At 68.5% G+C, this 25,082-nt stretch carries 23 protein-coding genes; 6 read left to right on the forward strand and 17 right to left on the reverse strand.

The window, feature by feature from the left end; all coding sequences use genetic code 11:
* Positions 1 to 54 precede the first annotated feature (54 nt).
* The 3 genes from G4D83_RS41510 to tolA all read right to left on the reverse strand — a co-directional run bounded on the left by G4D83_RS41510 (position 55) and on the right by tolA (position 2,888).
* Positions 55 to 1,350, reverse strand: a complete 1,296-nt coding sequence (locus G4D83_RS41510; protein WP_163870482.1) for an RNA polymerase sigma factor — start codon at positions 1,348 to 1,350, stop codon at positions 55 to 57.
* A gap of 214 nt (positions 1,351 to 1,564) precedes the next feature.
* Entirely contained in the window at positions 1,565 to 2,065 is a 501-nt protein-coding gene (locus G4D83_RS41515; protein WP_163870483.1) for a hypothetical protein, read from the reverse strand.
* A 52-nt stretch (positions 2,066 to 2,117) separates the two neighbouring features.
* Positions 2,118 to 2,888 carry a cell envelope integrity protein TolA gene (gene tolA, locus G4D83_RS41520; RefSeq protein ID WP_240357109.1) on the reverse strand — a complete coding sequence of 257 codons (771 nt, stop codon included), beginning with the start codon at positions 2,886 to 2,888 and terminating at the stop codon, positions 2,118 to 2,120.
* Between the two features lie 851 nt (positions 2,889 to 3,739).
* On the opposite strand from tolA, the gene def reads away from it, so the two are divergent.
* Together def and G4D83_RS41530 are read left to right on the forward strand one after the other, a co-directional pair.
* Positions 3,740 to 4,351, forward strand: a complete 612-nt coding sequence (def, locus tag G4D83_RS41525) for a peptide deformylase (protein WP_163870484.1) — start codon at positions 3,740 to 3,742, stop codon at positions 4,349 to 4,351.
* Positions 4,352 to 4,366: 15 nt separating this feature from the next.
* Entirely contained in the window at positions 4,367 to 5,008 is a 642-nt protein-coding gene (locus G4D83_RS41530; RefSeq protein ID WP_163870485.1) for a glutathione S-transferase N-terminal domain-containing protein, read from the forward strand.
* Positions 5,009 to 5,020: 12 nt separating this feature from the next.
* Here G4D83_RS41530 and G4D83_RS41535 read toward each other — a convergent pair whose 3' ends face one another.
* From G4D83_RS41535 to G4D83_RS41550, 4 genes are all read right to left on the reverse strand, one after another.
* Positions 5,021 to 5,929, reverse strand: coding sequence for a DUF3396 domain-containing protein (locus G4D83_RS41535; protein WP_163870486.1), 909 nt, complete (start codon positions 5,927 to 5,929; stop codon positions 5,021 to 5,023).
* On the reverse strand, positions 5,926 to 6,738 hold the full coding sequence (locus tag G4D83_RS41540) for a hypothetical protein (protein ID WP_163870487.1): 813 nt from the start codon (positions 6,736 to 6,738) through the stop codon (positions 5,926 to 5,928). The genes G4D83_RS41535 and G4D83_RS41540 overlap by 4 nt, the downstream gene beginning before the upstream one ends.
* A 109-nt stretch (positions 6,739 to 6,847) precedes the next feature.
* Entirely contained in the window at positions 6,848 to 7,756 is a 909-nt protein-coding gene (locus G4D83_RS41545; protein ID WP_163870488.1) for a DUF3396 domain-containing protein, read from the reverse strand.
* On the reverse strand, positions 7,753 to 8,568 hold the full coding sequence (locus tag G4D83_RS41550) for a hypothetical protein (RefSeq protein WP_163870489.1): 816 nt from the start codon (positions 8,566 to 8,568) through the stop codon (positions 7,753 to 7,755). The genes G4D83_RS41545 and G4D83_RS41550 overlap by 4 nt, the downstream gene beginning before the upstream one ends.
* Positions 8,569 to 8,664: 96 nt before the next feature.
* Here G4D83_RS41550 and G4D83_RS41555 point away from each other — a divergent pair, with 96 nt between their 5' ends.
* The gene (locus tag G4D83_RS41555) at positions 8,665 to 9,513 is read left to right on the forward strand and encodes an MBL fold metallo-hydrolase (protein ID WP_163870490.1); all 849 of its coding nucleotides are present in this window, start codon (positions 8,665 to 8,667) and stop codon (positions 9,511 to 9,513) included.
* A gap of 16 nt (positions 9,514 to 9,529) precedes the next feature.
* Here G4D83_RS41555 and G4D83_RS41560 read toward each other — a convergent pair whose 3' ends face one another.
* Positions 9,530 to 10,123 carry an HD domain-containing protein gene (locus tag G4D83_RS41560; RefSeq protein ID WP_163870491.1) on the reverse strand — a complete coding sequence of 198 codons (594 nt, stop codon included), beginning with the start codon at positions 10,121 to 10,123 and terminating at the stop codon, positions 9,530 to 9,532.
* A gap of 178 nt (positions 10,124 to 10,301) precedes the next feature.
* Between G4D83_RS41560 and G4D83_RS41565 the strand changes: the two genes are divergently transcribed.
* On the forward strand, positions 10,302 to 12,530 hold the full coding sequence (locus G4D83_RS41565; RefSeq protein ID WP_163870492.1) for an MltF family protein: 2,229 nt from the start codon (positions 10,302 to 10,304) through the stop codon (positions 12,528 to 12,530).
* Position 12,531: 1 nt separating this feature from the next.
* Here G4D83_RS41565 and G4D83_RS41570 read toward each other — a convergent pair whose 3' ends face one another.
* The 9 genes from G4D83_RS41570 to G4D83_RS41610 all read right to left on the reverse strand — a co-directional run bounded on the left by G4D83_RS41570 (position 12,532) and on the right by G4D83_RS41610 (position 21,196).
* Positions 12,532 to 13,242 (reverse strand): hypothetical protein, encoded by a 711-nt coding sequence (locus G4D83_RS41570; RefSeq protein ID WP_163870493.1) that lies wholly within the window; start codon positions 13,240 to 13,242, stop codon positions 12,532 to 12,534.
* A 12-nt stretch (positions 13,243 to 13,254) separates the two neighbouring features.
* Positions 13,255 to 14,817, reverse strand: coding sequence for a mucoidy inhibitor MuiA family protein (locus tag G4D83_RS41575; RefSeq protein ID WP_163870494.1), 1,563 nt, complete (start codon positions 14,815 to 14,817; stop codon positions 13,255 to 13,257).
* Complete coding sequence (locus tag G4D83_RS41580) at positions 14,817 to 17,096, reverse strand: DUF4139 domain-containing protein (RefSeq protein WP_163870495.1); 2,280 nt, start codon at positions 17,094 to 17,096, stop codon at positions 14,817 to 14,819. Before G4D83_RS41580 ends, G4D83_RS41575 begins: the two co-directional genes overlap by 1 nt.
* Before the next feature lie 94 nt (positions 17,097 to 17,190).
* A complete protein-coding gene (locus G4D83_RS41585) occupies positions 17,191 to 17,721 on the reverse strand; it encodes an SCO6045 C-terminal-like domain-containing protein (RefSeq protein ID WP_240357110.1) in 531 nt (176 codons plus the stop codon).
* Positions 17,718 to 18,563 (reverse strand): MbnB/TglH/ChrH family RiPP precursor modification enzyme, encoded by an 846-nt coding sequence (locus G4D83_RS41590; RefSeq protein ID WP_163870496.1) that lies wholly within the window; start codon positions 18,561 to 18,563, stop codon positions 17,718 to 17,720. Before G4D83_RS41590 ends, G4D83_RS41585 begins: the two co-directional genes overlap by 4 nt.
* Entirely contained in the window at positions 18,560 to 19,453 is an 894-nt protein-coding gene (locus G4D83_RS41595) for a TIGR04222 domain-containing membrane protein (RefSeq protein WP_163870497.1), read from the reverse strand. Before G4D83_RS41595 ends, G4D83_RS41590 begins: the two co-directional genes overlap by 4 nt.
* Positions 19,454 to 19,561: 108 nt before the next feature.
* Entirely contained in the window at positions 19,562 to 20,104 is a 543-nt protein-coding gene (locus tag G4D83_RS41600; RefSeq protein ID WP_163870498.1) for a M15 family metallopeptidase, read from the reverse strand.
* A 96-nt stretch (positions 20,105 to 20,200) separates the two neighbouring features.
* Positions 20,201 to 20,611 carry an MGMT family protein gene (locus tag G4D83_RS41605; protein ID WP_163870499.1) on the reverse strand — a complete coding sequence of 137 codons (411 nt, stop codon included), beginning with the start codon at positions 20,609 to 20,611 and terminating at the stop codon, positions 20,201 to 20,203.
* Between the two features lie 54 nt (positions 20,612 to 20,665).
* Positions 20,666 to 21,196, reverse strand: a complete 531-nt coding sequence (locus tag G4D83_RS41610; protein WP_163870500.1) for an FHA domain-containing protein — start codon at positions 21,194 to 21,196, stop codon at positions 20,666 to 20,668.
* A gap of 185 nt (positions 21,197 to 21,381) precedes the next feature.
* Between G4D83_RS41610 and greA the strand changes: the two genes are divergently transcribed.
* Both greA and recG read left to right on the forward strand, forming a co-directional pair.
* Complete coding sequence (gene greA, locus G4D83_RS41615) at positions 21,382 to 21,900, forward strand: transcription elongation factor GreA (protein WP_163870501.1); 519 nt, start codon at positions 21,382 to 21,384, stop codon at positions 21,898 to 21,900.
* A gap of 185 nt (positions 21,901 to 22,085) precedes the next feature.
* Positions 22,086 to 25,076: an ATP-dependent DNA helicase RecG gene (gene recG, locus G4D83_RS41620; RefSeq protein WP_240357111.1), complete on the forward strand. Its 2,991-nt coding sequence runs from the start codon at positions 22,086 to 22,088 to the stop codon at positions 25,074 to 25,076.
* Positions 25,077 to 25,082: the final 6 nt, after the last annotated feature.

Below are 25,082 nucleotides of genomic sequence, written 5' to 3' on the forward strand. Positions count from 1 at the left end.
GTCATCTGGTGCTCCACTTCCTTCACCGAATTAAGTGTGACCCAAAATCGTAAACTACTGACATCTCTGGAGAAATTCGGTCCTTAATTGGTCCCGGGCGCGCTGGACGCGTTTGCGCGCCGCCGCGGGCTGGATTTCCAGTTTGCGACCCAGCTCGGCCTCGTCCATTCCTTCGAAGTAGCGCATGCGGAGGACCTCCTGCTGTTCCCCCGGGAGGGCACACAGTGCCGCCCGCAGCGCGTGATGTGACTCCAACTCCACATACTGGTCGTCCGGTCGGATGTTGCAGGCGGGCTCGGGCAGTGACTCCAGTGCGCAGGCCTTGCTCACCTGGCTGAACCGTCTCCGCGCCCCGTAGTCGACCGCGCGGAGGAAGTAGGGCTCGAAATCCAGGGGCGGCTCCCTCCTCATGCAGATGTTCAAGAGGATGGCCTGGACGAGGTCCTCCGCGTCGGCGCTGTTCGTGACGATGCTCCGCGCGATTCGATGGGCCTTGGCCATCATCTCCTGTTGCTGGAATTGCGTTTCCAGACAGGCGTGCATGTTGCTCGAGGGCGCGGCCCCCAGGGCCCCCAGGTGGGCAACGGATACTTCGCCTGGGCTGTTGTAGGTGGCTGGGAGCGCGCCGGTCCTGCGGGCTCCCGCGCCCAGGAGCGCCTGTCTCGAGCATTCCCAGGAGGCCGAGTCGCAGGGCGCGGGCTGGGCGTTCGCGATGGTTCGGGAACTGGACGCGAGGGCTTTGGCGAGAGGAACCACGACCAGCACCAAGGCCGTCGCCGCGAGCGCCCCCAGGGTCAGCACTCCGGCGCCGAATGGCGAGGCCTTCGCGAGGCGCCAGGAGAGACGAAGGACTCCCACGCTCATCCGAATGAGCAGCACGCTGATGGAGAGGACAGCCCAGACGGAGAATGCGATGACCAACGCGCCAGGCAGCACGGGCAGGGCGCTGCGTTCGTTTCCGTCTGGAAGGGTCCACTGGCACGCGAGGAACAGAAGCAGTCCCAGCAGGAGCCAGGGCCACCGGAGCAGCAAGCGAGGACGACCGGCTTGCCCCGTCATCCGCTGGTATCCATTCCAGGCGGTGACGGCCGTGAATGCAATCAAGGCCATCGAGAGGAAGATGACGGACAACTGGGCCGCGCCTTCGAACACGCCTGAGGTGAGCGCACCCATCCGTTGCAGGACCGTGGCTGCGCCCGTGAGCCCCATGAGGCCCGTGAATCCAATGCCAACGATGGCGCCGGGCACGAGGACGTTGGTCGCGAAGATGGCAAGAGCCAGCGCGACCAGCGCCAGTTGCCAACCCGAGGTACGCCGTGGCTGCGGTCCTGGCTCCCCCACCTTTGCCATGCGGCCTTCCTTCTCAGACCTGCCCGGCATCGTACGGGCTTGTCTGGTGAAGGGGAATCCGCCAACTCGGGACGGCCAGTTCGCTTGGTTCTATTTCGTGGAGACCCGGTCCTGCGTTGGGTGGACGGGTGTCGCTACGATGGATGCCCCCCTGCTTTGGGCGCGGGACTACGTAACGGCGCTTGCCGCCGGATGGGCCCCAGGCGTGGAGCTTTCAGCCAGGTGACGCGCGGCGCTGCCTGGGCAGCGTGCGGCGCACCAGGGTCTTCTCCGGCACGCTCTCCTTGTCCTCACGGCTGAGGACCTCGACGTCCACCACCCGGGCGCCATCGGCGGAAGCGGGCGGGCCGAGCGTCACCACGAGCACCCGGTAGGCCTCCTCCAGCCGCTTGTGCAGCTTGATGAAGTTCACCTGCGCGGTGCCGGGCATGTCCTCGGTGTAGGTGAAGTACCAGCGCAGCTCGTCCAGGTTGCTGTAGTACCGGTCCACCACGGCCTGTTCCTGCTCCGGCAGGTGGATGAGGTTCTCGAACGCGCCGTCGGCGTAGCGCGAGGCGATGGTGTCGAGCAACGGCTCTCGACTGCGCAGGCGCGAGAAGAGGGCGAACATCTCGTCACGTCGAGCTTCCAGCCGGCGCATGATGCCGGCGGCGTCCATTGCAATCAGATTGCGGACGCGAGCGGCCATCTCATCGGCCTTCTTGCGGCGAGCCATGGCGGCCAGCCTAGCCCCCCAACCCGAGCCGAGCCAATGGGGGGCCGGTGGGTCAGTAGACCCTCAGGAGCCTGGGCTGACAGACGAAGCGCGGGTTGCGGAAGTCGACGACCTCGATTTCGCCCGTGGTCTCCTCGAAGCGGCCCGCGAGCATTCCCGCGGCCACCGCCGTCGCGACGTAGAGGCTGTCCTGCCCCTTGAGCTCCTTGAGCTTGCGGAAGTAGACGACGCGCCCCTCCACGGACCAGAGCGTGTGGATGCCCGTGGCCTGCACGCCTCGCGCCCCATCAGGGGGTGCGCCGAGCTTCGCGAGCGAGGACGGCACGGCGTTCAGCACAAAGGCGTCGTATGCTGGATTGCCGCTCAACGTCACGAGCTTCGCGTCGCGCAGCGTGCCATCCGTGTCCTGGTGCAACTCCAAGGTGACGATGAGCTTCGCCCCTCCACCGCCCGCGAGCTTCTGCAACTCGTCGCCCGCCTGGACGCGACCCCTCAACTGATTCATGGAGTAGTCGCCGGAGCCGTCGCCCGAGCGGTTCTGGAGGGCTTGGAGTTGCTCGGAGCCGGTGGGCGCATTGGGGATGGGGCCTCCCGGGCTGCCCGTGGCGCCGTAGTTCTTCGACTGCGCGGCCCAGGACGTCTTGACCTGATTGAGCAGGCTCGTGCCTGGGAACACCGGCGCGTCCTCGAGGCCCTTCTCGAGCGCCTCGCGCAGCCGGCTGAAGTACGGGTCGATCAACCCATTGGCCACGCGCAGGCTGGCCTTCTGGTCGTCGATGACGCCTTGCACGCGTTCCCCGACGCGACCGCGCTCCTCGGCCATGAGGGCTTCCCGGGATGGGCCCACGTCTCCTGGGCGCAGCGTGCGTCCGCTCTGGATGGGGAGGCCAGAAGGCCGGGAGTCTCCTCGGGGAGTGAGCGCGGAGGGCAGGGGGAAGAGGTGGTCTCGCGGTTGGCGAGGCCCGAGTGGCGTGGCCTCCCCCGCGAGCAGGCCCATGGGAGTGTCCGCGTGTCGCGGGTCGGGCTCCGTGGGTGCAGTCGAGGCCACGGCGTCTGGCGCGGGCGGGGTCGCGGGTTCCGTAGGGGGCTGGGCCGCCGGCACTCGCGGGGCTGGTTCGGTTCGTCGAGGAGGAGGCGGCCTCGCCAGCGGAACGGAGGGCCGCTGCGGTGGTGTGGGAGGTGGTGGCTGTGTCGTGGGCCGTGGGGCCGAGGAAGGTTCGGACCGTGGCGAAGTGACGACCTCCACGAACAAGGGGGCGGGTCGAGGGAGCGCAGGTCGCGGACGCACCGCCGGCGTCCCGTCCCAGAGCAGGACGAGAAGGGCCGCATGGATGGCGAGTGAGGCCAGCGCGGCCCACCCGAAGCGTCGAAACCGCCGCATTGCGACTCCACGAACGCGTGGAAGGCCCACCCATGCCGCGGTGGATGACTCCAGAGCCGGCCCTCTGGCCTCGAAAGTCTACCTGTCTTCCAACCCGAGGTCGTGAGCCCCTACGAAAGGGAGGCCGCGGGATTGCCCCCTCCTTCCTCCAAGTCTGGCGAAAGGCGTGCGGTGCAGAACGCTTCGATGCGTGACGCGGGGCGCCTTGGGTGCCTGGGAATGCGGTGGGTTGATGGGCGACAGGTTGCTCTTTCGCGCGGCGTTGGCGCGAGGGGCCCTGATACGCTTGCGGCATGGTGCTCAAGATCGTCCAGGCAGGAGAACCCGTGCTTCGGCAGAAGGCGCGAGACCTGACGCCGGAGGAGATTGGCGGTCCCGAGATTCAGCGGCTCATTGTGTTGATGCGCGACACGATGCGGGACGCGCCGGGTGTGGGGCTCGCTGCGCCACAGGTGGGAGTGGGCCTGCGGTTGGTGGTCATCGAGGACCGGGCCGAATACCAGGCAGGGGTGTCGCCCGAGGACTTGTCGGCGAGAGAGCGGACGCCGGTTCCGTTCCACGTGCTCATCAATCCGAAGCTGACGGTGGAGGACGCGACGCCCGCCGAGTTCCATGAGGGCTGCTTGAGTGTCACGGGCTTCGCGGCGCTCGTGGCCCGGGCGCGCGGTGTGCGGGTGGACGCCCTGGACGAGCAGGGCAATCCGGTGACGATTCGGGCGACGGGGTGGTACGCGCGCATTCTCCAGCATGAGCTGGACCACCTGGACGGGACGCTCTACGTGGACCGGATGGAGACGCGCAGCTTCGCGACGGCGGAGAACCACCGTCGGTATTGGGCGGGGCGTACCACCGCCGAGGTGCGGGCTGTCCTCGGGTTGCCGGTGCGTGGCACGTCGTCGACCTGAACGGAGGAACACGCAATGTCTGTCGCACGCGAAGACGTCACCACGCCTGTCATCGTGGGTCGCTCGAGTTCTCACTTCACCCGCATCGCGCGGATCTTCGCCGCGGAGCTGCGCGTCGACTACTCCTTCCGCGTCCTGCGAGACCTCCTGTCCTCGAACCCAGAGGACTACGGTGGCAACCCCGCGCTGCGGATTCCAGTCTTGCAGACGCCCAAAGGTGTCTGGTTCGGGGTGCTCAATGTTTGTCGTGAGCTCCGCCGGATGTCGAGCCTCTCGCCCCACGTGGTCTGGCCCGAGGACCTGGAGGCGCCGGTGCTCGCGAATGCGCAGGAACTCGTCCTTCAGGCCATGTCGACGGAGGTGACGTTGATCATGTCCAAGCTGGGGGGCACGGGAGAGAGTGCCCATCAGTCGAAGATGCGAACGGCGCTGACCAACATGATGTCGTGGCTGGAGCAGAACGCGACGACGGTGCTCGCCACGCTTCCGTCGAATCGGGACCTGAGCTTCCTGGAGGTCACGCTCTTCTGCCTCGTGAGGCACTTGGAGTTCCGGGAGGTCCTGCCGATGACCTCCTACGAGGAGCTCAACGCGTTCTGCCAGAAGTTCGAGACGCGAGCCTCCGCCATGGAGACGACCTTCCGTTTCGACACGTGAGTTCGGCGTGCCTCAATCGAGGAAGCGACGCTCCCAGCGAAGCAATTCCTCCTCGGAGAGTCCGAGGCTGTAGGCATGCTGTTCGCGAAAGAGCACGGGCTCCAGGACGCGGGCCAGCTCGCGGTAGGAGGGCAGGGTGTTGCCGCTCACGGTGTCACCGGCCTCGGGCCAGGAGCCCAGGGTGATGACGGCGCTGTCTCCAGGAAGGGCCTCGACGGTGGTGCCTGGAGAGTGGAGCTTCTCTCGGAGTGCTGACACACCGCCGAGGCCCGCGAGTGCCGGCTGTCCGAGGAAGGTGAGCCATGCGGGTCCTCGCACGCGGGTGCCAATCTCCCAGGAGACGTGCTCCAGTTCGAGGAGGTCCAACCCTGGGTAGCGAAAGCACACCTTGCGGACCTCGGCCATCATCCCGACGACGTCCAGTTCGCCATTGAAGGCGAGGCCTACGTGCCCCGAGCAGAATGGCAGGAGGCTCGCGATCTTGAGTGCCAGTTCACGCACCTCGGTGGGGCCGTGCTGCTCCAGGTATTCTGTCGGAAGCCAGCAGCGCACCGCGCAGACAGGGTCTCGTCGTTTGGGGGATATCGCTGCATCGTGCGCTTTGCCGAAATACTCAAACCGATACTGATAGCGAGAGTCTTCAGCATCGTGCAGCAGGAGTAGCGGCGATTTTTGTTCGAGAAGCTCCGCGCGGATGCCCGACCGCTCCTGTTCTGTCAGGTCGATCCATTCGCCATCCTCGCTGGCATACCTTCCGATGGCGCCAGGACCGACTGCGTGCAGATACGTCTCCATTGCCGTGACGACCGCTTGAGCGACTTCCTGGTGAGGGCGGTCCATGAAGAATACGAAGCTCAACCCTTCGCGCACCAGAAGGAGCTCGCCATACGTGAGGCGAATCCGAGGGTAGTGATCGCTCATGGCAGGACTCCCCATCGTGGAAGGACTCGTAACGCAGGAGCACCAAGCGCTTCCCGATAGATCGCCTTCTGGGTCATGCCTCCGTAGGCATGGCCCGCCGGGTACTTGCGCCATGGTGTCACGTCCGTTGCGATGCATGGAAACTTGAAGTCGTAGATGACGTGGGCGTCAAGCGGATTTCCATTGTGGATGACGAGATCGGGAACCAGTGTTCCTTTCAGCTCCTCGCCACAGCCCGACTTGAGGAGGCCTCGGGTCTCTTCCTCGCTGACCATTGAGAGAGTTCCTCGCGAACTGTCGCAACGGTAGCGCTGCTCGCGGCTGAAGCCCCCAGGGATGATTTTCTCAAGGGCCGCTTCACTACAGTCGAGTGCCACGCGATGCATGAGGCACCCGAGCTGCATCGCCAGGGTCATCCTGCGGTTGGACGCGTCATCGATGCGCGACTCATTGCACTCTCCACGGGTCGGTACCCGTCCACCCAGGTGTTCGATCAGCACGGAGGAGCGAGCCTGGTCGGCGCACTCCTTGAGGCGCTCCTCGATGATCGCCTGGGTGGCGGAGTCCAGAACCCGAAGCGCAGCAACTGCGGTCCGAGTAGCGGACGCCATGGCTTGAATCGGCCGGACCGTGGGGACGACGGCTTCCTCCCCTGCGGCGCGTACGCACAGCTCCGGCCTGTGTCGGCAACTATTGGACGCCGAGTCGAACGCATAGCGCCCCGTCGACGCACGCTCCGGTGTCCCCGCGCAGGCCGCGAGGAACACCGTCCATCCCGTCACCCACAGCCGACGCCAGATTCGCTCCATCCTCGACCCTCGTTCTTCTCGCCATGGTGTCGCGGATGGAATCCAGGTCCCACTCTGGGTCTCAAATATTGGAGTTTGCGTGTCGAGTGAAATGGTCACCCTTCGTGCCTCAATCGAGGAAGCGGCGCTCCCAGCGAAGCAGTTCGTCCTCGGAGAGGACCTCGATATAGGGGTGTTGCTCGCGAAAGAGCCACGGTTCCAGGACGCGGGCCAGCTCGCGGTAGGATGGGAGGGCGTCGCCTAGGAGGGTGTCACCGGCTTCGGGCCAAGGGCCCAGGGTGATGACGGCGCGATCTCCGGGCAAGGCCTCGGCGGTGGTGCCTGGGGCACGGAGTTGTTCTCGGAGTGCTGATACGCCGCCGAGCCCCGCGAGTGCCGGCTGTCCGAGGAAGGTGAGCCATGCGGGTCCTCGCACGCGGAGGCCGATATCCCAGGAGACATGATTCAGTGAGAGCAGGTCCAGGCCTGGATAGCGAAAGCAGAGGGCCCGGACCTCGGGAGCGACACCCACGACGTCGAACTCACCATCGAAAGCGAGTCCTGCGTGTCCGGAAGAGAAGGGCAGGTTTGTCGCCAGGTCCAAAGCGAGCTTTCGCATTGACTCGGGCCCATGCGCATCGAGGAATTCAGTCGGTAGCAAGAACCGAATCGCGCTCATGGCGTCCTGCGAACGCGTGAAAGGTGTCGGCGCCTCAGGCTTGCCGAGGAAGTCGAAACCGTAACCGTCCTCGGGCGATTGGCTCCTCAGTTGAATCATGGGGCAACTGGCTTGCAGAAGCCCCGCTCGGACATGGTCCCACCCGGCGGAATCGAGAGGGCACCATTCACCCTCTGAAGATGCGTACAGCCCGAGTGCCTCGGGACCGACAGCCTCGACGAAGTGCTTCATTGCAAGAAGCACCCGCTGACGGAGGTCCAAGTGCCCACCTGGAATGTAGAGGCAGACGCTCAGGCTCTCGCGGAGCAGTAGCGCACCGTTCGCGGCCTGCTGGCGAATCCGTGGGTAGTGCTCAGTCACCGGACGACTCCAATTCGCGGGACGACGCGCCGGACCACGCGAGTGCCCAGGGCGCGTTCATAGAGCAACTGTTGATCGAGTCCTTGATGAGGCCCTTCCTCGTACCGCCTCCATGAAGGAGCGCGGTCGGTGTTGACGCACGGAAACTTGAAGTCGTAGACGGCCGAGGCCACCAGCGGATCTCCCTCATGGATGATCACATCAGGGACCAGCGTACCCTTCAGTTCCTCCCCACAGCCAAGGCGCAGGAGGAGTCGTGCATCCCCTTCACTGATCTGCTGGAGGATGCCCGTATCGCCATCGAACCGAAAGCGTTGCTCCAGGCTGAATCGCCCGGGTCTGAGTTCTTCAAGGGCTTCGTGGGTACAGACCAGGGCTGCTCGGTGTATGAGACATCCGAGGTGCATGGCGAGTGTGAGTCGGCGCCCTGAGCTGGCATCCGTCACGATAGCGCTGCATTCCACAGGCGTGGGGCTTCGACCAGCCCATTTGTCGATCAGCACGGAGGAGCGAGCCTGGTCGGCGCACTCCTTGAGGCGCTCCTCGATGATCGCCTGGGTGGCGGAGTCCAGAACCCGAAGCGCAGCAACTGCGGTCCGAGTAGCGGACACCATGGCTTGAATCGGCCGGACAGGAGGGATGACGGCTTCCTCCCCTGCGGCGCGTACGCACAGCTCCGGCCTGTGTCGGCAACTATTGGACGCCGAATCGAACGCGTAGCGCCCCGTCGATGCGCGCTCCGGTGTCCCCGCGCAGGCAGCGAGGAACATCGCCCATCCCGTCACCCACAGGCGCCGCCAGTCTCGTTCCATCCGGAGTCCTCGTTCCACGCGCATCATGCATGCAGCTGGCACTCGTACCCCACGGTGGGTTGCGACCAGGGCCCCAGTCACGCCATAAACACGGCGATGCTCACCGAGGTCCAGGCAGGCCCCTATACCGTCCGAGGCATCTCCGTCGGCGGCGTCTACACCTCCCTCCAGGTCCCCGAATTGGACGTGGTGCTCGACGCGGGTATCCCCATCCGCTCGTTCGCGGGCTCCGACCGCATCTTCCTCAGTCACGCCCATCCCGACCACGCCAGCGGCCTCGGCTCATTGCTCGGCATCCGTCGCCTCCTGGGGAAGGGCGCTCCCACCGTCTACCTCCCAGCGGAAATCGAGGCCCCCGTCCACGAGGCCCTCGGCGTGCTCACCCGCCTCCATCACACGGACATGGATGTGCGGACCGTCCCCATGCTCCCCGGGGATATCCAGCCGCTCGGGCAAGGCCTTCACGTTCGCGCCTTCCGCACGCACCATCCCGTCCCTTCGCTCGGCTACCAGTTCATCCGCCGCGTCTCCAAGCTGCGCCCCGAGTTCCTCGGTCTGCCGCCCCAGGAGATCGCCCAGCGCCGCAGGGCCGGCGAGAACCTCCTCACCGAGGTCGACCACCTGGAGCTGGCCTATGCCACCGACACACTCGCTCGCGTGCTGGAGACCGAGCCGTCCCTGTTCGACTCACGCGTCCTCATCATCGAGGCCACCTTCGTCGACCCGAAGCGCCCCGTGCAGGACGCCAGAGACCGCGCCCATCTCCACCTCGACGAGCTCATCGCGCAGGCCGACCGCTTCCACAACGAAGCCCTCGTCCTCATGCACTTCAGCCAGTCCCTCGGCCCGCAGGAAGTGCATGCCCTGATTCGCGAGCGCCTCCCATCCACGCTCGCCGAGCGCGTCCACGTCTTCGCCCCCGAGTCCGGTCGCTGGTTCGGCTGAACCTCTCGCCACCGACTCAGTCGGGCCTCAGCGCCTCCAACTCCGCGAGCACCGCGCGCAGCTCCGGGGCATCCAGCGCCTTCGCCACCGACGCGAAGAACTCAGAGAGATCTCCAGCACCCTGGTACTCGTAGACACACGCCTGGAGGCCCATCTCCAAGCGGTCCACCTGGCGCACCAGCCGTCCCTCGAACGAACTTCCCTGCTCGTACTCGTCCCACAGCGCCAGGTACTCCGCGCCACGTGGCAGCTTGCCCACGAGCTGCTCCATCGCGCGGCGCTCCATCGCGTGCTTGTCCTCGCGTCCCACTCCGTCATGCGGCGTGAGGTCGCCCACGTACGCCTCGCCCAGGTCATGCAGCAGCGCGATGCGCATCGCCCGTCCCGCGTCCGCTTCCGGGAAGTGACTGTCCACGATGAACAGCGAGAGCAGCGCGACGAACAGCGAGTGCTCGGCCACGCTCTCACACCGCTCCTGTGCAATCCCCACCCGCAGCCACCCCTGGCGGAAGAGCTGCTTCAGGTGGTTCAGCTCGAAGTACGTCTCGATGAGCGGGAGCGTCTTGCGCCCTCCGAGCAGGGCGATGGGCGGCGAGCTCTTCGTCTTCATGCTTCCCTTCACGCTACACCCAGGCGCCCCTCGGACTCCCGTACTCCAGGTGGGGCCGCGGTGCCTCCCGGTGCGCATTTCGGAGGGGCGCGTGATTTCACCCCTCACCTCGGCTAGACGGAGGGCGAGGGGCCAGGTCCGCGACGTCGGGCACGGTCCGGAGGAGGGGGAAGCACCCATGAAGTCTTCGGCTCGTCAGTCCCAAGGTGTGTCGCGAGGTGTGCTCGTCGCCGCGCTGTTCGTGAGTGTCCTCGCGTGCAAGCAGGAGCTGCCCACTCCGCCGCCAGCGCCGCCCCCACCTGTCGCCGCCGTGGAGCCAGAGGACCCTCCCTTCCCCGAGCAGGCCTTGCCGCTCCCCGCCGAGGTGGCTCAGGTCGCCGCCGAGCCCACGAAGCCTCCCGAGCCTCCCTTCACCGGAGACCTCCCCGCGCTGCGCAAGCGCGGCGTCCTCCGCATCCTCGTGGAAGGCACCGATGAAGACTTCCTGCCGCGTCAGGGCACGCCCCGCTCGCAGGACCGCGCGATGCTGGAGCGCTTCGCCGCGCAGCACTCGCTGACCGCCGAGTTCGTCGCCGTGGAGCGCTTCGACCAGCTCATCCCCGCACTGCGAGAAGGGCACGGAGACGTCATCGCCGCGGACCTGACGGTGACACCCGAGCGCTCCACCGAGCTGGCCTTCACCCGTCCCCTGGCCCTGGTGAGCGAAGTCGTCGTGGGCAAGCGGGGCTCGGCAGGGCTGCCACGCAAGCCGGAGGAACTCGCGGCGCGTACCGTGCACGTGCGCGCCAGCTCCACCTTCGCCACATCTCTCGCCGCGCTCGCGAAGGAGAAGGCCCCCGGCCTCACCATCGAGCCCGTGCCCGAGAGCATCGACTCCGAGGAGCTGGCGTGGAAGGTGTCCCGAGGAGAAGTCCCGCTCACCGTCGTGGACAGTCACCTGCTCGCCGCAATCCAGACCTACAACCCGGACGTGGAGGCGCTCTTCCCCATCGCGGAGAAGCGCGCCCTCGCCTGGGCCGTGCGACCCGAGAACCCCGCGCTGCGTGGCGCCCTGGATGCCTTCCTCGTGGAGCGCGCACTCACCGACCACCGGGAGCAACTGTTCACGGGGGACCTCGACGCCATCCGCAAGCGAGGCGTGCTGCGTGTCCTGACGCGCAACAGTCCCGTCACCTACTACCTGCACCGAGGCGAACAGGCCGGCTTCGACTACGCGATGGCCAAGCTCGCCGCCGAGGCACTCAAGGTGCGGCTGGAGGTGGTGGTGCCTCCTTCATACGACGAGCTCCTCACCTGGCTGAAGGAGGGCAGGGGCGATGTGATTGCCGCCGCGTTCACCGTCACGGCGGAGCGGCAGCGCGAGGTGGCCTTCAGTCGCCCCTATCTCTTCGTGGATGAAGTCATCGTGCAGCGCGTGGGCGCACCGAAGCCCGCCTCCGTGACGGACTTGAAGGGCGCTGTGGTCCATGTCCGGCGCTCGTCCAGCCACTTCGCCACGCTCACGGCCGCGTCGACGGTGCACGGCTTCACCGTCGTGGAGGCGCCCGAGGACCAGGACGCGGAGACCCTCATCGACCAGGTGGCGCGCGGAGAGATTCCCTACACCGTGACGGACAGCCACATCCTCGCCGCCGAGCGCGTGTACCGCGATGACGTGGAGGCCGCGTTGACGCTGCCAGGGGAGGGCCCTCGCGCGGGACCAGAGGGCCAGTACGGCATCGCCTTCGCCGTGCGCCCGCGGAACGTGAAGTTGCTAGCCTTCCTCGACGGCTTCGTGAAGAAGACCTACCGGGGCACCGAGTACAACCTGGCCCGCCGTCGCTACTTCGAGGGCCACCGGAGCGAGGCGCCCGCGACGACGGAAGCGGCGGCGCTCACCGGTGCCATCTCGCCCTATGACGTGCTGGTACAATCCTACTCGCAGCGCTACGGCCTGGACTGGCGGCTGATGGTGGCGCAGATGTTCCAGGAGAGCCGGTTCGACCCACGGGCACAGAGCTGGGTCGGCGCGCAGGGCCTCTTCCAGGTGATGCCCGGCACGGGCAAGGAGCTGGGCTTTCGCAAGCTGGAGGACCCGGAGCAGGGCATCCACGCGGGGGTGAAGTACATGCACCAGCTCATTGGCCGCATCGCCCCGGAGATTCCCTTCAAGCAACGACTGCGCTTCGCGCTGGCCTCCTACAACGCGGGGCTCGGGCACGTGCTGGACGCTCGGCGGCTGGCGCAGGAGCAGGGGCTGGACCCCAACCGCTGGTTCGGCAACGTGGAGAAGGCGATGCTCCTCTTGGAGAAGCCCCAGCACTACCGCCGCGCGCGACACGGTTATTGCCGGGGCTCCGAGCCCGTGAAGTACGTCTCCGAAATCCAGACGCGCTACGGCAACTACGTCGCCGTCGTGCAGCACTGACTCAGAGGTCGACGCCCACGTACGCGGCGGCCCAGGGGCCACTGAGGGACACGGAGAACGTGTCGGGGGCTGAGTCCTCCACCATGCCGAAGCTCTGCGCCTGCTTCACGTACTGCGTGTAGCCCACGTTGACTCGGGTGTGGACCCAGCGGCTGAGCTGGTAGTGGAGCGCCGCCGAGCCGCCTCCGCCGAAGAGCCATTTCCGGACGCGCCGCTGAAAGAACGCCGAGCCAGGGTCCGGATTCGTCGCACCGTCGGGGGGCACCGTCGCGAACATCCGTCCAGACGCGAGGCTGACCTCGGACGCGGCGCCGAAGAGGTTGAGGCCCAGCAGCAACTTGCCCGTCAGCGCGAAGCGCTTCTCGAACCCCGGCCTCACCGAGAGGATCTGCAGGTCATCCCCCGTCAGGTGCCAGTCCACGCCGTTGGTCCACCACCAGTCGCTCCGGCCCGAACTCCGCACCATGTTGAAGTGCAGCCCGCCTGACAGCCGCGTCGCGCTGGCACGAGTCCCCAGCGTGCTCGTCTCGTTCCGCCAGTCGAGCATGTAGGCCGTCGGGTGCTGCATCCGCCCCCACGAGCCCCCGAACTCCACCGAGAGCTGTGGAGGCCGCCCCGCCATGCCTGACTCGGGCTCCGGCGGAACGGAGGCCCCGGCCACGAAGGCCGGGCCCAGGGTGAGCAACATTCCGATGCCGAACAGCGTGCGCATGACGAGCCTCCTCTACAGCCCCGCGACCTTCGAGGCGCTGCTCACCGTATAGACCAGGGTCAGCTCCTGCTGGGAACGCGGCGGCGCCGTCAGCTCGAAGCGGGCGATGCCTTCTGAACTGACGCGCGTGGGCGCGGGCTTTGTGGAGTCCTTCAGGAGCGTCACCTCCACCGACTCCACCTCGGACACGGGAATCCGCTCCTCCAGCGCCACCGCCGCGGGGTGGGCACTCATGTTGGAGAGGAACATCTTCACGTGGTGCGTCTTCACCTTGCGTCCCGTCAGGCGGCCCGTCTCCTCCTGGAGGTCCGTCTGCCGAGCCACCCGGAGCGAGTCCTCGCTGCCGAAACCCAGCCGCACGCGCTCGCCCTTGCCCGTGAAGCGCAGCTGCGAGCGGCCCACATAGCCACTCGCCCGCACCAGGTCCACGGGACCCGCGAGCAGCACCGCCGGGCCCACGTTGTCGAACCGGGCCACGCGATGCGCCAGCGGTGACAGCTCCGGGCACACCAGCAGCTCGGACGCCGCGGGCGCGGTGAAGTGGAACATGGGCACGCGGTGCGGCTCCCCGTCCGAGGGCACCGTGGTGCGATGGGCCGCCGCGAGCGTCAACGCCTCGCCGCCGTCGTCCATGCCCGGCAGACCGTCATCACGCTTCGCCGCCGCGCCTTCGCCCGTCGTCTGGATGACCTCCTCGCGGATGGCCACCTCCACGACCTGCTTCTCGCGCTCCGTCTTGTCCCGCAGGAAGAGCCAGTCCGTCTCCAGCCGGGGCGGCGTGGCCCCCAGCGTGGGGCGCGCGGTGGAGAACGCCAGCTCCACGTCCTTCCAGTCCTCCTCCGTGCGCTGCCACACCACGGCCTCGCACTCCAACTGCACCGTCGGCGCCGTGCCGGTGGTGGACGACTCCAGCGTCGCCCGGTAGGCCGGGCGCCAGGCCGCGCAGGGCACCAGGTAGGTGATGGACAACAGCGCCGTGCCGCCCGCGGGGTGGCCCACCTCCAGCTCGGCATGGACGTCGAGCTTCGCCTCCGCCTGCTGCGTCCCGGACAGCGCGCGCCGGGCCTCCTCGAGTTGTTGGTGCAGGCGCTGCTCGTCCCGCAGCGCGAGGCGCAGGGCCTCTTCGGAGGCGTCCAGCTCCCGGCGCACGGTGTCGAGCTGCTGCTTCCATTCCTCGGCCCGGGTGTTGCCGCCACCGGCCTGCTCGGAGATGGCGCGGTACACGTCCGCGTGCGCGGTGGTGAGCAGTCCGTGCCGCGTGCTCTGCCGCTCGCGGTCCGCGCGAGCCTGCCGCTCCTGTGTCTCCAGCTTTGCCACGCGCCGCCCCAAATCGGTGGCGTGCTCGCGCCGGGTTTCGGGAGGCTGGGGCTTCTTCGCGCGCCGGACGCGCGCCTGGGACACAGTGCCGCCGGCCAGCTTCGCCTGGAGCGAGCGGTCCACCGCCAGCGGGGACAGCCCCGCGATGACCAGGCGCTGGGCTCCGGGCACCAGCGGGACTTCACCTCGGCGCTCGACGAGCGCGCGATCTTCCAGGACCGTGACTTTGACGACCGGCAGGGTGAGGGGCGTGCTCATCAGGTCCTCCGGTTTCCCCCGCCGAGCATCTTGCTGGCGGGAATCTTCACGGTCCACGTCGCCTTGAGCGTCTGCGCTTCACCCGGCTGGAGCACCACGCGCCACGCGCGCTCGCCCTCGACCGGGACTTCTCCTGGCAAAGGCGTGCGTTTCTGCCAGACCGGCGCGACCTCCGTCTCCTCCACCTTGATGTCCTTCTCGAACCCCGAGGGGACGGCGGGCACGCGCTCGCACACCTCGACGAGAATCCGGTTGGACATCCGGTTGGCCAGCTCCACCGAGACGTGGTGGGTCAGCATCGTCGATCCACCGAAGATGCCGCCGGTGGCTTCGTCGAAGCGCGTGTTGCGCGCGATCTTGATGGACTCCTCCACGCCCAGGCCCAGTCGCTGGGTGGAGCCCGGGGGCATGGTGGGCAGGGGCGACGTCATCAGGAACTCATCGCCCAGCGTGACGTCCACCGGGCCCGCGAGCAGCGGATAGGGCGTCCGGTTCTCCACCCGCACCGTGCGGAACGCGCGCGTCTCCACCGAGGGCACGATGACGTACTCGGCGGACAGTCCCACCGGCACGGCCAGCACCGGCAGCGTGTGCCATGCGGCATCCGAGGGCACGTCCGCGCGCGTCTCCAGGTCGAAGCGCGCATCGAAGTGCATCGCGGACTCACGCGGAGGCACCGTCCACGTGGGCGTCGGGACGCGCCAGAGGCTGTTGACCTCCTGCTCGCTCACGGCGACGAACGAGAGGACGTTGACGTGAATCTGCACGGCCGACAGCGCGAGAATCTCGCGCGTGACATGCGAGGGGCGAGGGCGCAGCCGGCCGCGTCCGTCCAGGTCATCCGCGGGCGTCAGCGCCAGTCGGTCATAGTCGAGCAGCGAATCCGAGGGCTCCATCCGGGGCGGCGCGCTCGGGCGGTCCTGCGGAGCGGCTCCCCCTCCACCCAGGCTCCCGTCCATGTCGGCGTACACGCCGCCGTAGCCTCCTTCCTCCTCTTGCGGCGCCATCGCTTCGGACTCGTCATCCATCGCCATCGCGGGAGGGGCCACCGAGCCGCGCGAGCGGCTCAGCGCCTCATACTCCCCGGTCGAGGAAGCGCCCCCTCGAGGGGGCCCCGAGGGTCGGGGCGCGGCCGCTGGAGGAGGAGGCGGCGCGGAGGCCGCGGAAGCCGCGCTGCCCACGGAGCGCTTCTTCTGAGGCATGGGCTTGGCGAGCGCGCGTCCCCCCTTGGGGGCGGCCTCCTTGTTCCGCTCCTTCTCCATCGGCTCCGCCATCAGGTCCATGTCTGGCGACTCATGGAGGTAGGCGGAACCATGCGCCTGTGCAGGCGGGGACGGGGGGCTGAGGGGCTGGCGAAGGGTGTCGTAACCGGCGAAGAGCTCGTCGAGCCCCGGAGGCGGCTCGCGCCAGCCGGAGCGGGGCGGCGGGGGTTGCCGGCGGCCGATGCGCAGCGCCTTCAGCTCGGGGATCTCCGCCTTGCGGTCCAGCGCGGCGGTGGACACCGCGAGCTTCACGCCCGTCCAGTCCTCTCCCGTGCGCTGGATGATGGAGGCGCGCATCCGCAGCGTGCCTTCCTCCAGTGTCCGGGGCAGGCGCAGGTCATAGGTCGGCACCCAGCGCGCGCCCGGGACGGCGTACTCCAGCGTGATGAGGGCCGGAGTCTCGCGGGGCCACGGGTTGCCGGACAGCGTGAGCACGGCGGCGCGATAGACGCGGGCCCGCTCGCCTCGCACGGATGACGAGGCCTCGTGCAGGCGCTGTCGCCGCAGCCGGACGTCGGCCTCCGCGTCGCGGTGCTCCTGCTCCAGCTCCAGCCGCCGCGCGTGCAGGGCGCCCAGCTCCGTGTCCACGAAGGACGCCAGCGCCAGCAATGCGGACAGCGGGGCCTCGTGAGGCACGTAGCTGTCCTTCTTCTGAGGAGGGAAGGTGGGCTTGAGCTTGCTGATGGACTGGAGCTCGCGTTGAACCCCCTCCATCCGTGCAGCCACATCAGCGACGCGCGCGAGGGCTTCCTCGAGGGCCCGGTGCTCGCCAGGGACATCGACCTCGGGCGGGAGCTGGACGTCGAAGGTGGGCCGGATGGCGCGGACGACGAGCCCGGGGGGCCCCTGTCGTATGGCGGCCCGGAGCGTGCCGGGGCGCAGCGACAGTGGGAGACCGTTGAGCTGGATTTCGGTGGGAACGCGGTCCTCCACGAGCTGCAAGGTGGCGATGCGAGTACACAGCGCCCCTTCAGCGTGAACGGTGACCGCGTCCAGGATGGATGGCACGACGAGCATGCGCCCCCTCGGCTCGGGAAGAAGCGGCAAGGCTAGTCGAGATGGGCTCCAGAATCATGCCCCCGCGGTGTCGTTCTCACGGAAGGGGCTGGAGTCACCGGGCGCGGACCTCCGGGACCCACCGCCACACGCGCCCTCCGGGCAGTCGCAGGGCCACCTGGATTCGCCGCGTCGTGTCGTCGCGTCGGACCACCAGCCAGACGCCCCGACGCGGCACACGCTCACCCTCCGGTATCAAACGCCAGCGCGCATCGAAGTCCAGCAGGACCCCGGAGACCTCGGAGGGAAGTCGTCCCTCGTCCTGAAGCGAGGCCGCGAAGCGCCGGCCCTCCGCGAGCGCATCCGGCTCCACGGCCATGGGATGGGTGCGTGCCCAGTGCTCGAAGCTGAGCGCGAAGTCCGCGCCCAGCGCCGACGCGAGCAGAGGCCACGCGCGCTCGACACCGCGCCTGCGCTTGTGAATCAGGGATTGAGCCGCCGCGAGCACACGGGCCGCGTCGAAGCCGGCGGGCACCGGTGCGCCCACGCCCAGGGCCTGGACCAGCTCCGCCTGGGCCAGGGCCAGTCGTTCGCGGGCGCTCATCGTCGGACCCTCCGCCTGGGCCAGTCGCTCGCGGGAGCTCATGGTCGGGCCCCCGCGCGCCATCCCGAGGCGCCTCGGTCCAGGGCGGTCGACACCGCGGACAGCTCCGAGGCCAGTTCCGCCTCGGCGGGGAAGCGGTCATCGCGCTCGAGCATCACCGGCACCGGCCCGAGTCGCTCCGCCAGTCGCTCCAGCAACTCCAGTGGACCCGCGTGCAGCGGATGCGCATGGGTGTCGTGGTACAGGCCGCCGCGCTGCACGCCGCCCGCCACGTGGACATAGGCCAGTCGTTCGCGAGGCACGCAGGCCAGCACCGCGTCCGCATCCGTGCCGTGGTTGAGCACGTGCGCGTGGAGGTTGGCCACGTCCAGCAGCAGCGAGGCGCCGGTGCGCGCGAGCACGCCCGCGAGCAGCTCCGCTTCAGAGAACGCGGCGTCGGGCCACTCGAACAGCGAGGCCACGTTCTCCAGCGCCAGCGGCACCGGCAGCGCCGCCTGGGCGCGCAGCACGTTCTCCGCGAGCACGTCCAGCGCGTCCTCGGAGCGGGGCAGGGGAAGCAAGTGGCCGGACTCGAGCCCTCCCGCGCGGACGAACGCGAGGTGTTCGCTGATGCAGATTGCGCCCACGCGCTCCGCCTGTCGCGCCAGCCAGTCGAGGCGCCGGGGGTCGGGCGGTTCCGCTGAACCCAGTCCCAGCGAGACGGCATGCAGCACCACGGGGACGCCGCGCTCGCGCAGTCGCGACAGGGGCTCCGGCACGTCGCCCGAGGGAGGCAGGTGCTCGGCGAGGACCTCCACGAAGCCGGGTGACGGCAGCCGGTCGATGAACAGCGCCAGCTCCCTGCGCCAGCCGATGCCGACTCCGTGCAGCGCGAGGCTCGTCAATCGCCACCTCCACCGCAGCCGCCGCAACCCCCTCCGCCACCACCACCGCCGCAACCGCTGCCTCCATCTCCTCCACTGCAACCGCTGCTGGAAGAGTCGCCGCCACCGAAGGAGCTCGAAGGCGCCACCTGTCGGCGCATCAGCTCGAAGTCCGTCAGGGCCACCGAGCCCAACCCGAAGAGGGCCACCGCGATGCCGACGTCGTGGCTGTTCAGCACTTCAGGAGATGATGCACTGCCCGCGGCGACTCGCAGGGGCTGCTCCTGCCTCCGCAGCTTCGCGAGCACCGAGGCGCCCCGGCGGCTGCTCCAGACCTGCTTGCCGAGGAAGTAGATGCCCAGCCCGGTGACGCAGCAGAACAGCACCAGGAAGCCCACGGGCTTCTCGCGCTCCAAACCCACGGCGATCTTCGCCAGTCCCAGCAGGAGCACCATGATGCAGGGGAGCGTCGGGACCCAGCGGGCGCGTGTGGCCGAGGTGTCGTCGACCAGCCAGCCCCGCTGGATGAGCGCGGGCTTGAGCTTCTGGATGGCCGGCTCGGCGCGCTCGAGCAGCTCGGATGGCGTCACGGCCCCATCCGCGACGGCGCGGTAGACGACCCGCTCGATGGAGGGGGCATCCGCCTGGCGGTGGCCGGTGGCCTCGAGCTTCGTCCCGTTCATCTGGATCGAGCCCGCGTGGAGCAGCCTGGCCAGGGCCGCGTGAACAACGGCGCTCGGTCCGGCCAGCATGGCGACTTCGTAGGGGTCCAGGTGTCGGGGCAGCGCGCCGGGGCCGCCTCCAGGCTGGCGCAGATACAGGCGCAGCGCGTGCCCCATCAGGAACGCGAGGACGGCGAGGGTGACGAACAGCTCAAGGAACTGCGGGCCCGACATATCCAGGGGATTCATCGCGGCGGCCTCCATGCTGGTTCACCCCCCTATGAAACGCACGGAGATGCCGGCAACAGTCACGTCCCGTGACGTCTTCGTGACGTCCCGGTGTCACCCACGAGTCTGTCAGCTTGCGTCCGTGCGCGCGACAGGGGTCGGGGGCTCGGGTGGAGCCGTGGAGTTGCCCAGGCAGTCGAAGCCGGCGACGGGAGGGAAGGTGCTGCTGGGGCGGTACTCCCAATGCCACGGCTCGGAGGGCACCGTGCGGCGGAAGCCGAAGCGACACGCATTGGCTTCGAGCCAGAGGTAGCGCTTCGAGGTGCGCCGGCCGATGACGAGATCCACCGCGAGCCCGCGCTGGTGGCTGGAGCGCCCGGGCCGCGCCGCCTTGTTGCCACGGCCCCGGCGGTACTGCTCGTAGAGCCAGCGTTGTTCTCGCAGGGAGCGGTAGCCGCTGGTGACTCTCAGCGCCACGTCATCCTTCATCGCGTCGGTGGCCATTCGATGGAGCGCGGTCGCGGCGTCGCGATGAAGACGGTGTCCGCCTTCGACCCGCACGAGCTTCGCCGCCTTCGCCTTCTGGCGCCGGGGACGGGACTCACCGGCGAGAGCGACGGTCGTGAAGAGACACGCGAGGAGAAGACTCCAGCGGAGAAGCGCGAGCGACATGGCGGAATCCGGACCGGGGGACGGACCCGACTCTCGCGCGTCTATTCCCGCATTCAAGCAGGCGGGAAACCAGGCCCTCGGCCAGGCTTCCGCTGCTCAGAACAGGGTGAGCTGGGCGGCGGCCGGCTTGTCCGCGGGACGCGGGAGCGTCTGGAAACCATGCTCGCGGGCCCACTCCTCGCTCGGCCCGCTCCAGTGGTGCGCGTCCATCTTCGCGTGGCCCTTCTCGTCGAAGGTGACGCCCTCGGCCTCCAGCCGCTCTCGTTGGCCGTGGCCCGTCAGGCTGATGCCACCGGTGCGGTTGATGATGCGCTGCCAGGGAATGGTGGCGGAGCGAGCACCCATCGCGCCGAGCGCATGGCCGACGGTCCGGGCGTCGCAGCCCTCCACGCCGAGGAGGGTCGCGATATCGCCGTAGGTGGCCACCTTGCCCCACGGCACCTGCTCGACGAGCATGTAGATGCGCTCGTAGAAGTCGCGCTCGTCGCGCGGCGGGTTCTGCGTCATGACGTTCAGGCTCCTGGCTTCAAGCTACCCATCCACGTCGGGGTGGCGCGAGTGTCAACCGCTGCGCGAGCCCAGGCCCGTGGCCTCGCCCGCTCGCAAGCGCTCATGCAGCGTGCGGGACTCCAGGTACCAGAACTGCACGTTGCCGAAGCTGAGGATGTCGCCGTCGCGCAGCGTGGCCTCGCGAGTCCCCAGCGTGCCGGCGTTGAGGAAGGTTCCGTTGGTGGAGCCCAGGTCATGCACGGTGCAGCGGTGCTCGGCGTCGCTCCAGCGCAGCTCGGCGTGCATCTTGGAAACGGACGCGTCGTCAATGACGAAGTCGCAGTCCATGCGCCGGCCGATGGTCAGGTGGTCCGTCGCGTGGAGGGGTGGGAGCGTGACGACTCGCAGGTGTTCGAATTCGAACAGGAGCGTCATCATCCCGAGGCTGATGTCCTCGGGGTCCGCCATGCGGGTGGGCGCGAGCACCGCCGTCGTGGCCTCCGAGGGAGGGCGCTGGATGAGGGCGAAGGGCCCGAGCTGCCGCTCGAAGTCCTTGGCGGGCAATGACGCGGCGAGCGAGCGGAGTTCCTGGACGGACAGCACGCGGGGCAGCCTAGCGGGTCAATCCGCGTGCGGACAGCGGCTCGGGAGGTGCGATGTACGGGTTTCGTTGACCTGCATGTCGCGGGTTCCCTACATTGAGCCGCTCATGGTGGGGGCCGGGCTCCGGGAGGAGCGCCGGCCCTCAATCTTTAGTGAACCAGGGAGTGGTGGAAGGAGCTGTGTCGATGGCGAGCGGGAGCGACAACATCCCGATGACCCCCTCAGGACTGCGCAAGCTCAAGGCGGAGCTCAAGCACCTGCAGTCCGTGGAGCGGGGGAAAATTTCACGGGAGATCGAGGTCGCCCGGGCCCATGGGGACCTGCGCGAGAACGCCGAGTACCACGCGGCGAAGGAGAAGCAGTCGCACATCGAGGGCCGCATCCTGAACCTCGGCGACTGGATTGCTCGAGCCGAGGTCATCGACACCAGCAAACTGGGCGGCGACAAGGTCGTCTTCGGGGCGACCGTGGACCTGCTGGACACGGAGACGGACAAGCCCGTCACCTACCGCCTCGTCGGTGAGCTGGAGGCCGACCTCAAGAAGCGGTGGCTCGCCGTCACGTCACCCGTGGCCAGTGCGCTCATCGGCAAGCGCAAGGGAGACATCGCCACGGTGCGGAGTCCGGGTGGGACGCGCGAGCTGGAGGTCCAGGAGATTCGCTTCGAAGACCCCGAGGACGACGCCCCGCCCAGCGAGGGCTGAACGTCAGCGGTTCCATTCTCGAGAGAGAGCCGACGGGGGAGCGGGCCTGAGCTCGCTTCCCCGGTTGCGTTTTCTGGGAGACGTCACCCCCGTTCCGTAGGATGGATGGTCGTGACTTCCGCGTGAACCATCCGCTCGCCAGTCTTGTGGGACCCCTTCGGTACGCGTGCCAGCGCGACTTCGCCATGCTCGCGACGCTGAAGGACCTGACGTCCGTCATGGAGCGTGCGTTGGCGGGAGCCAGTGGCGTGGACGCCGAGGCGCTCCAGGACCTGCGAGCGGCGCTGCCCTATGTGGACCACCCCACGCCCGAGCGCCGCAAGGCCGCGCTCCGACGCGTGGTGCGCGCGCTGAAGCGGAGTGGGGTCGCGCTGCCGCCAGAGCTGGATGGGGTCGCGGAGGCCGCGCCGAGAGCCGAGGGGACTGGGGCCGCTGAGTCCGGGAACGTGGTGAAGCATCGGCGGGACGACGTGCCTCGTTCCGACCTCACTGGGGGCAAGCGCGAGCCCGTTGCGACGACGTCGTCAGGGCGAAGCGGCGATACCGCGCGCGGACAGGAGGGGACGCCCGCGCGCACCGAAACCTCGCGCGTGCGAGGACAGGACGGGACGCCCGCGCGTGAGCCAGGGCGCATCGGCGATGCCTCACGTGTGCACGGACAGGAGGGCCTGCTGGAGCCCGCCGCTCGTGGCCGCACGCGCGTGATTGCGGAGAGCGGACCTGTCGCGCCGCCACCTGGTTACGTGCAGATTCCCCCGTGGAAGTCGAACGAACCATTGCCGTCCACGGCCCGTGCGACGGCCCCCGCGTCCCGCTCGGCCACCGGTGTCGCGCCACCGACGGCGAACCCCCGGTCCTACGGAAGGGAGATGGGCCTCGCACGCCCCGGCAACGCGCAGCCCGCCGTGGGAGAGATGCGCCCGGGACGACGCGGCGTCCAACAGGCCTCGCTCGACACGGGCGCGGAGGCCGGTGCCCCTCCCGCCAAGGCGAAGAAGGAGCAACGCAAGAAGAAGCGCGCCGTGGCGGCGGAGGCCTCTCGCTCCGAGGCGAAGCTCCTGTCCATCGCGCCTCGCTCCGGCCCTTTGTCCTCGCCGTTGAAGACGCTCGGCAAGCGCCTGGGGCCTCGGCTCATCTCCGCGCTCGACAAGAAGGGCCTGCGCCGGATGGGCGACATCCTCTTCCTGCTGCCGCGCTGCTACGAGGACCGCCGACAGTTGCGCACCATCGCCGAGCTGGAGCCCGGCGAGCGCGGTGTCACCGTGGGCATGGTGAAGGTCGCGGACTTCGTCCCGGGCAAGCAGGGACGGCGGATGTTCCGCGCCGTGGTGGGGGACCGCTCCGGCAGCATCGCCGCGACGTACTTCCACGCGGGACCGTGGCTCAAGAGTCGCTTCACCGTGGGCAAGCGCATCGTCCTCTCCGGCGAGGTGCGCGCGACGATGAACGGCCGCGAGATGGCGCATCCGGAGATTGAGCCGGCGGAGGATTTGGAGTCCGCCACCTCGGTCCACTTCAACCGCATCGTCCCCGTGTACCCAGGCTTCGAGCGAGGCGAGCAGCGCTCGTTCCGTGAGCTGGCCGCGCGTGTCGGCGAGCAGTACGCGCACGAGTTGGAAGACCCGCTGCCCGCGGACCTGCGCCGTCGACTGGAGTTGATGGGCCTCCCGGAGGCGCTGCGCTTCATCCACTTCCCACCGGACGCGGCGGACCTGGAGGCGCTCGACTCTCACCAGAGTCCGGCCCATCGCCGGCTCGCGTTCGACGAGCTGTTTTTCCTCCAATTGGGCATGGCCCTCAAGCGCCAGGGCATCAAGGCGGAAGAGGGCATCTCCTTCGACGTGTCAGCGCCCCGATTGGAGAAGGCTCGCGCCGCGCTGCCGTTCCAGCTCACCGGCGCCCAGGCGCGCGTGGTGGAGGAGCTGAGCCGGGACATGGCGCGCTCGGAGCCGATGAACCGGCTGGTGCAGGGCGACGTGGGCAGCGGCAAGACGGCGGTGGCGATGGTCGCCGCGCTCGTCGCGCTCCAGGACGGCTATCAAGTCGCGGTGATGGCCCCGACGGAAATCCTGGCCGAGCAGCACGAGCGCACCTTCCGCAAGGTGCTCGAGCCGCTGGGCTTCCAGGTGGGGCTGCTCAGCGCGGCGGGGACGGCCAAATCGAAGCGGCAGGTGCGCGACGCCGTGGCCCGAGGTGACGTCCACCTGGCCGTGGGCACGCACGCCCTCATCCAGCAGGACATCGCCTTCGCTCGGCTGGGGCTCGCGGTCATCGACGAGCAGCACCGCTTCGGCGTGCTCCAGCGTCACTCGCTGATGAGCAAGGGCCCGAAGCCGGACGTGCTGGTGATGACGGCCACGCCCATTCCCCGCACGCTCGCCATGACGCTGTACGGCGACCTGGACCTGTCCATCATCGACCAGCTCCCGCCGGGACGAACGCCCATCAACACGCGCGTCTTCAACGACAAGCAGCGCGCCCGCGTCTACGAGGCCATCGCCACGGAGCTGACCAAGGGCCACCAGGCCTACGTCGTGTATCCGCTGGTGGAGGAGTCGGAGAAGCTGGACCTGGAGGACGCGACGCGCGGCGTGGAGAAGCTGCGGCTGGCGTTCCCCCAGGCGAGCGTCGGCCTGCTGCACGGGCGGATGAAGGCCGAGGAGAAGGACGCGGTGATGGAGGAGTTCCGCGAGAAGCGGCTGCAGGTCCTCGTGTGCACCACGGTGGTGGAGGTGGGCGTGGACGTACCCAACGCCTCGGTGATGGTGGTGGAGGCGGCGGAGCGCTTCGGCCTGTCACAGCTCCACCAGCTCCGGGGCCGCGTGGGCCGTGGCGCGGCGGCCAGTTTCTGCTACCTGGTGGCCAACAGCGCACGCTCCATGGAAGCCGTCGAGCGCCTGTCGGTGATGGAGCAGAGCAGCGACGGCTTCGTCATCGCGGAGCGGGATTTGGAGATTCGAGGGCCCGGCGAGTTCATGGGCACGCGGCAGAGCGGTCTTCCAGAGCTGGCCGTGGCGAACCTCGCGCGGGATGGAGACCTGCTGTCGATGGCGCAGGTGGAGGCCCGGCGCATCCTCGCCAGGGACCCGGAGATGCAGTCCCCCGAGCACCAGGGTCTGGTCAAGGCGCTCGAGGAACGCTGGGAAGGGCGGCTCGCGCTGGCTCGGGTGGGGTAGGGCGTT

This window comes from Myxococcus eversor (assembly GCF_010894455.1).
Classification (GTDB): domain Bacteria; phylum Myxococcota; class Myxococcia; order Myxococcales; family Myxococcaceae; genus Myxococcus; species Myxococcus eversor.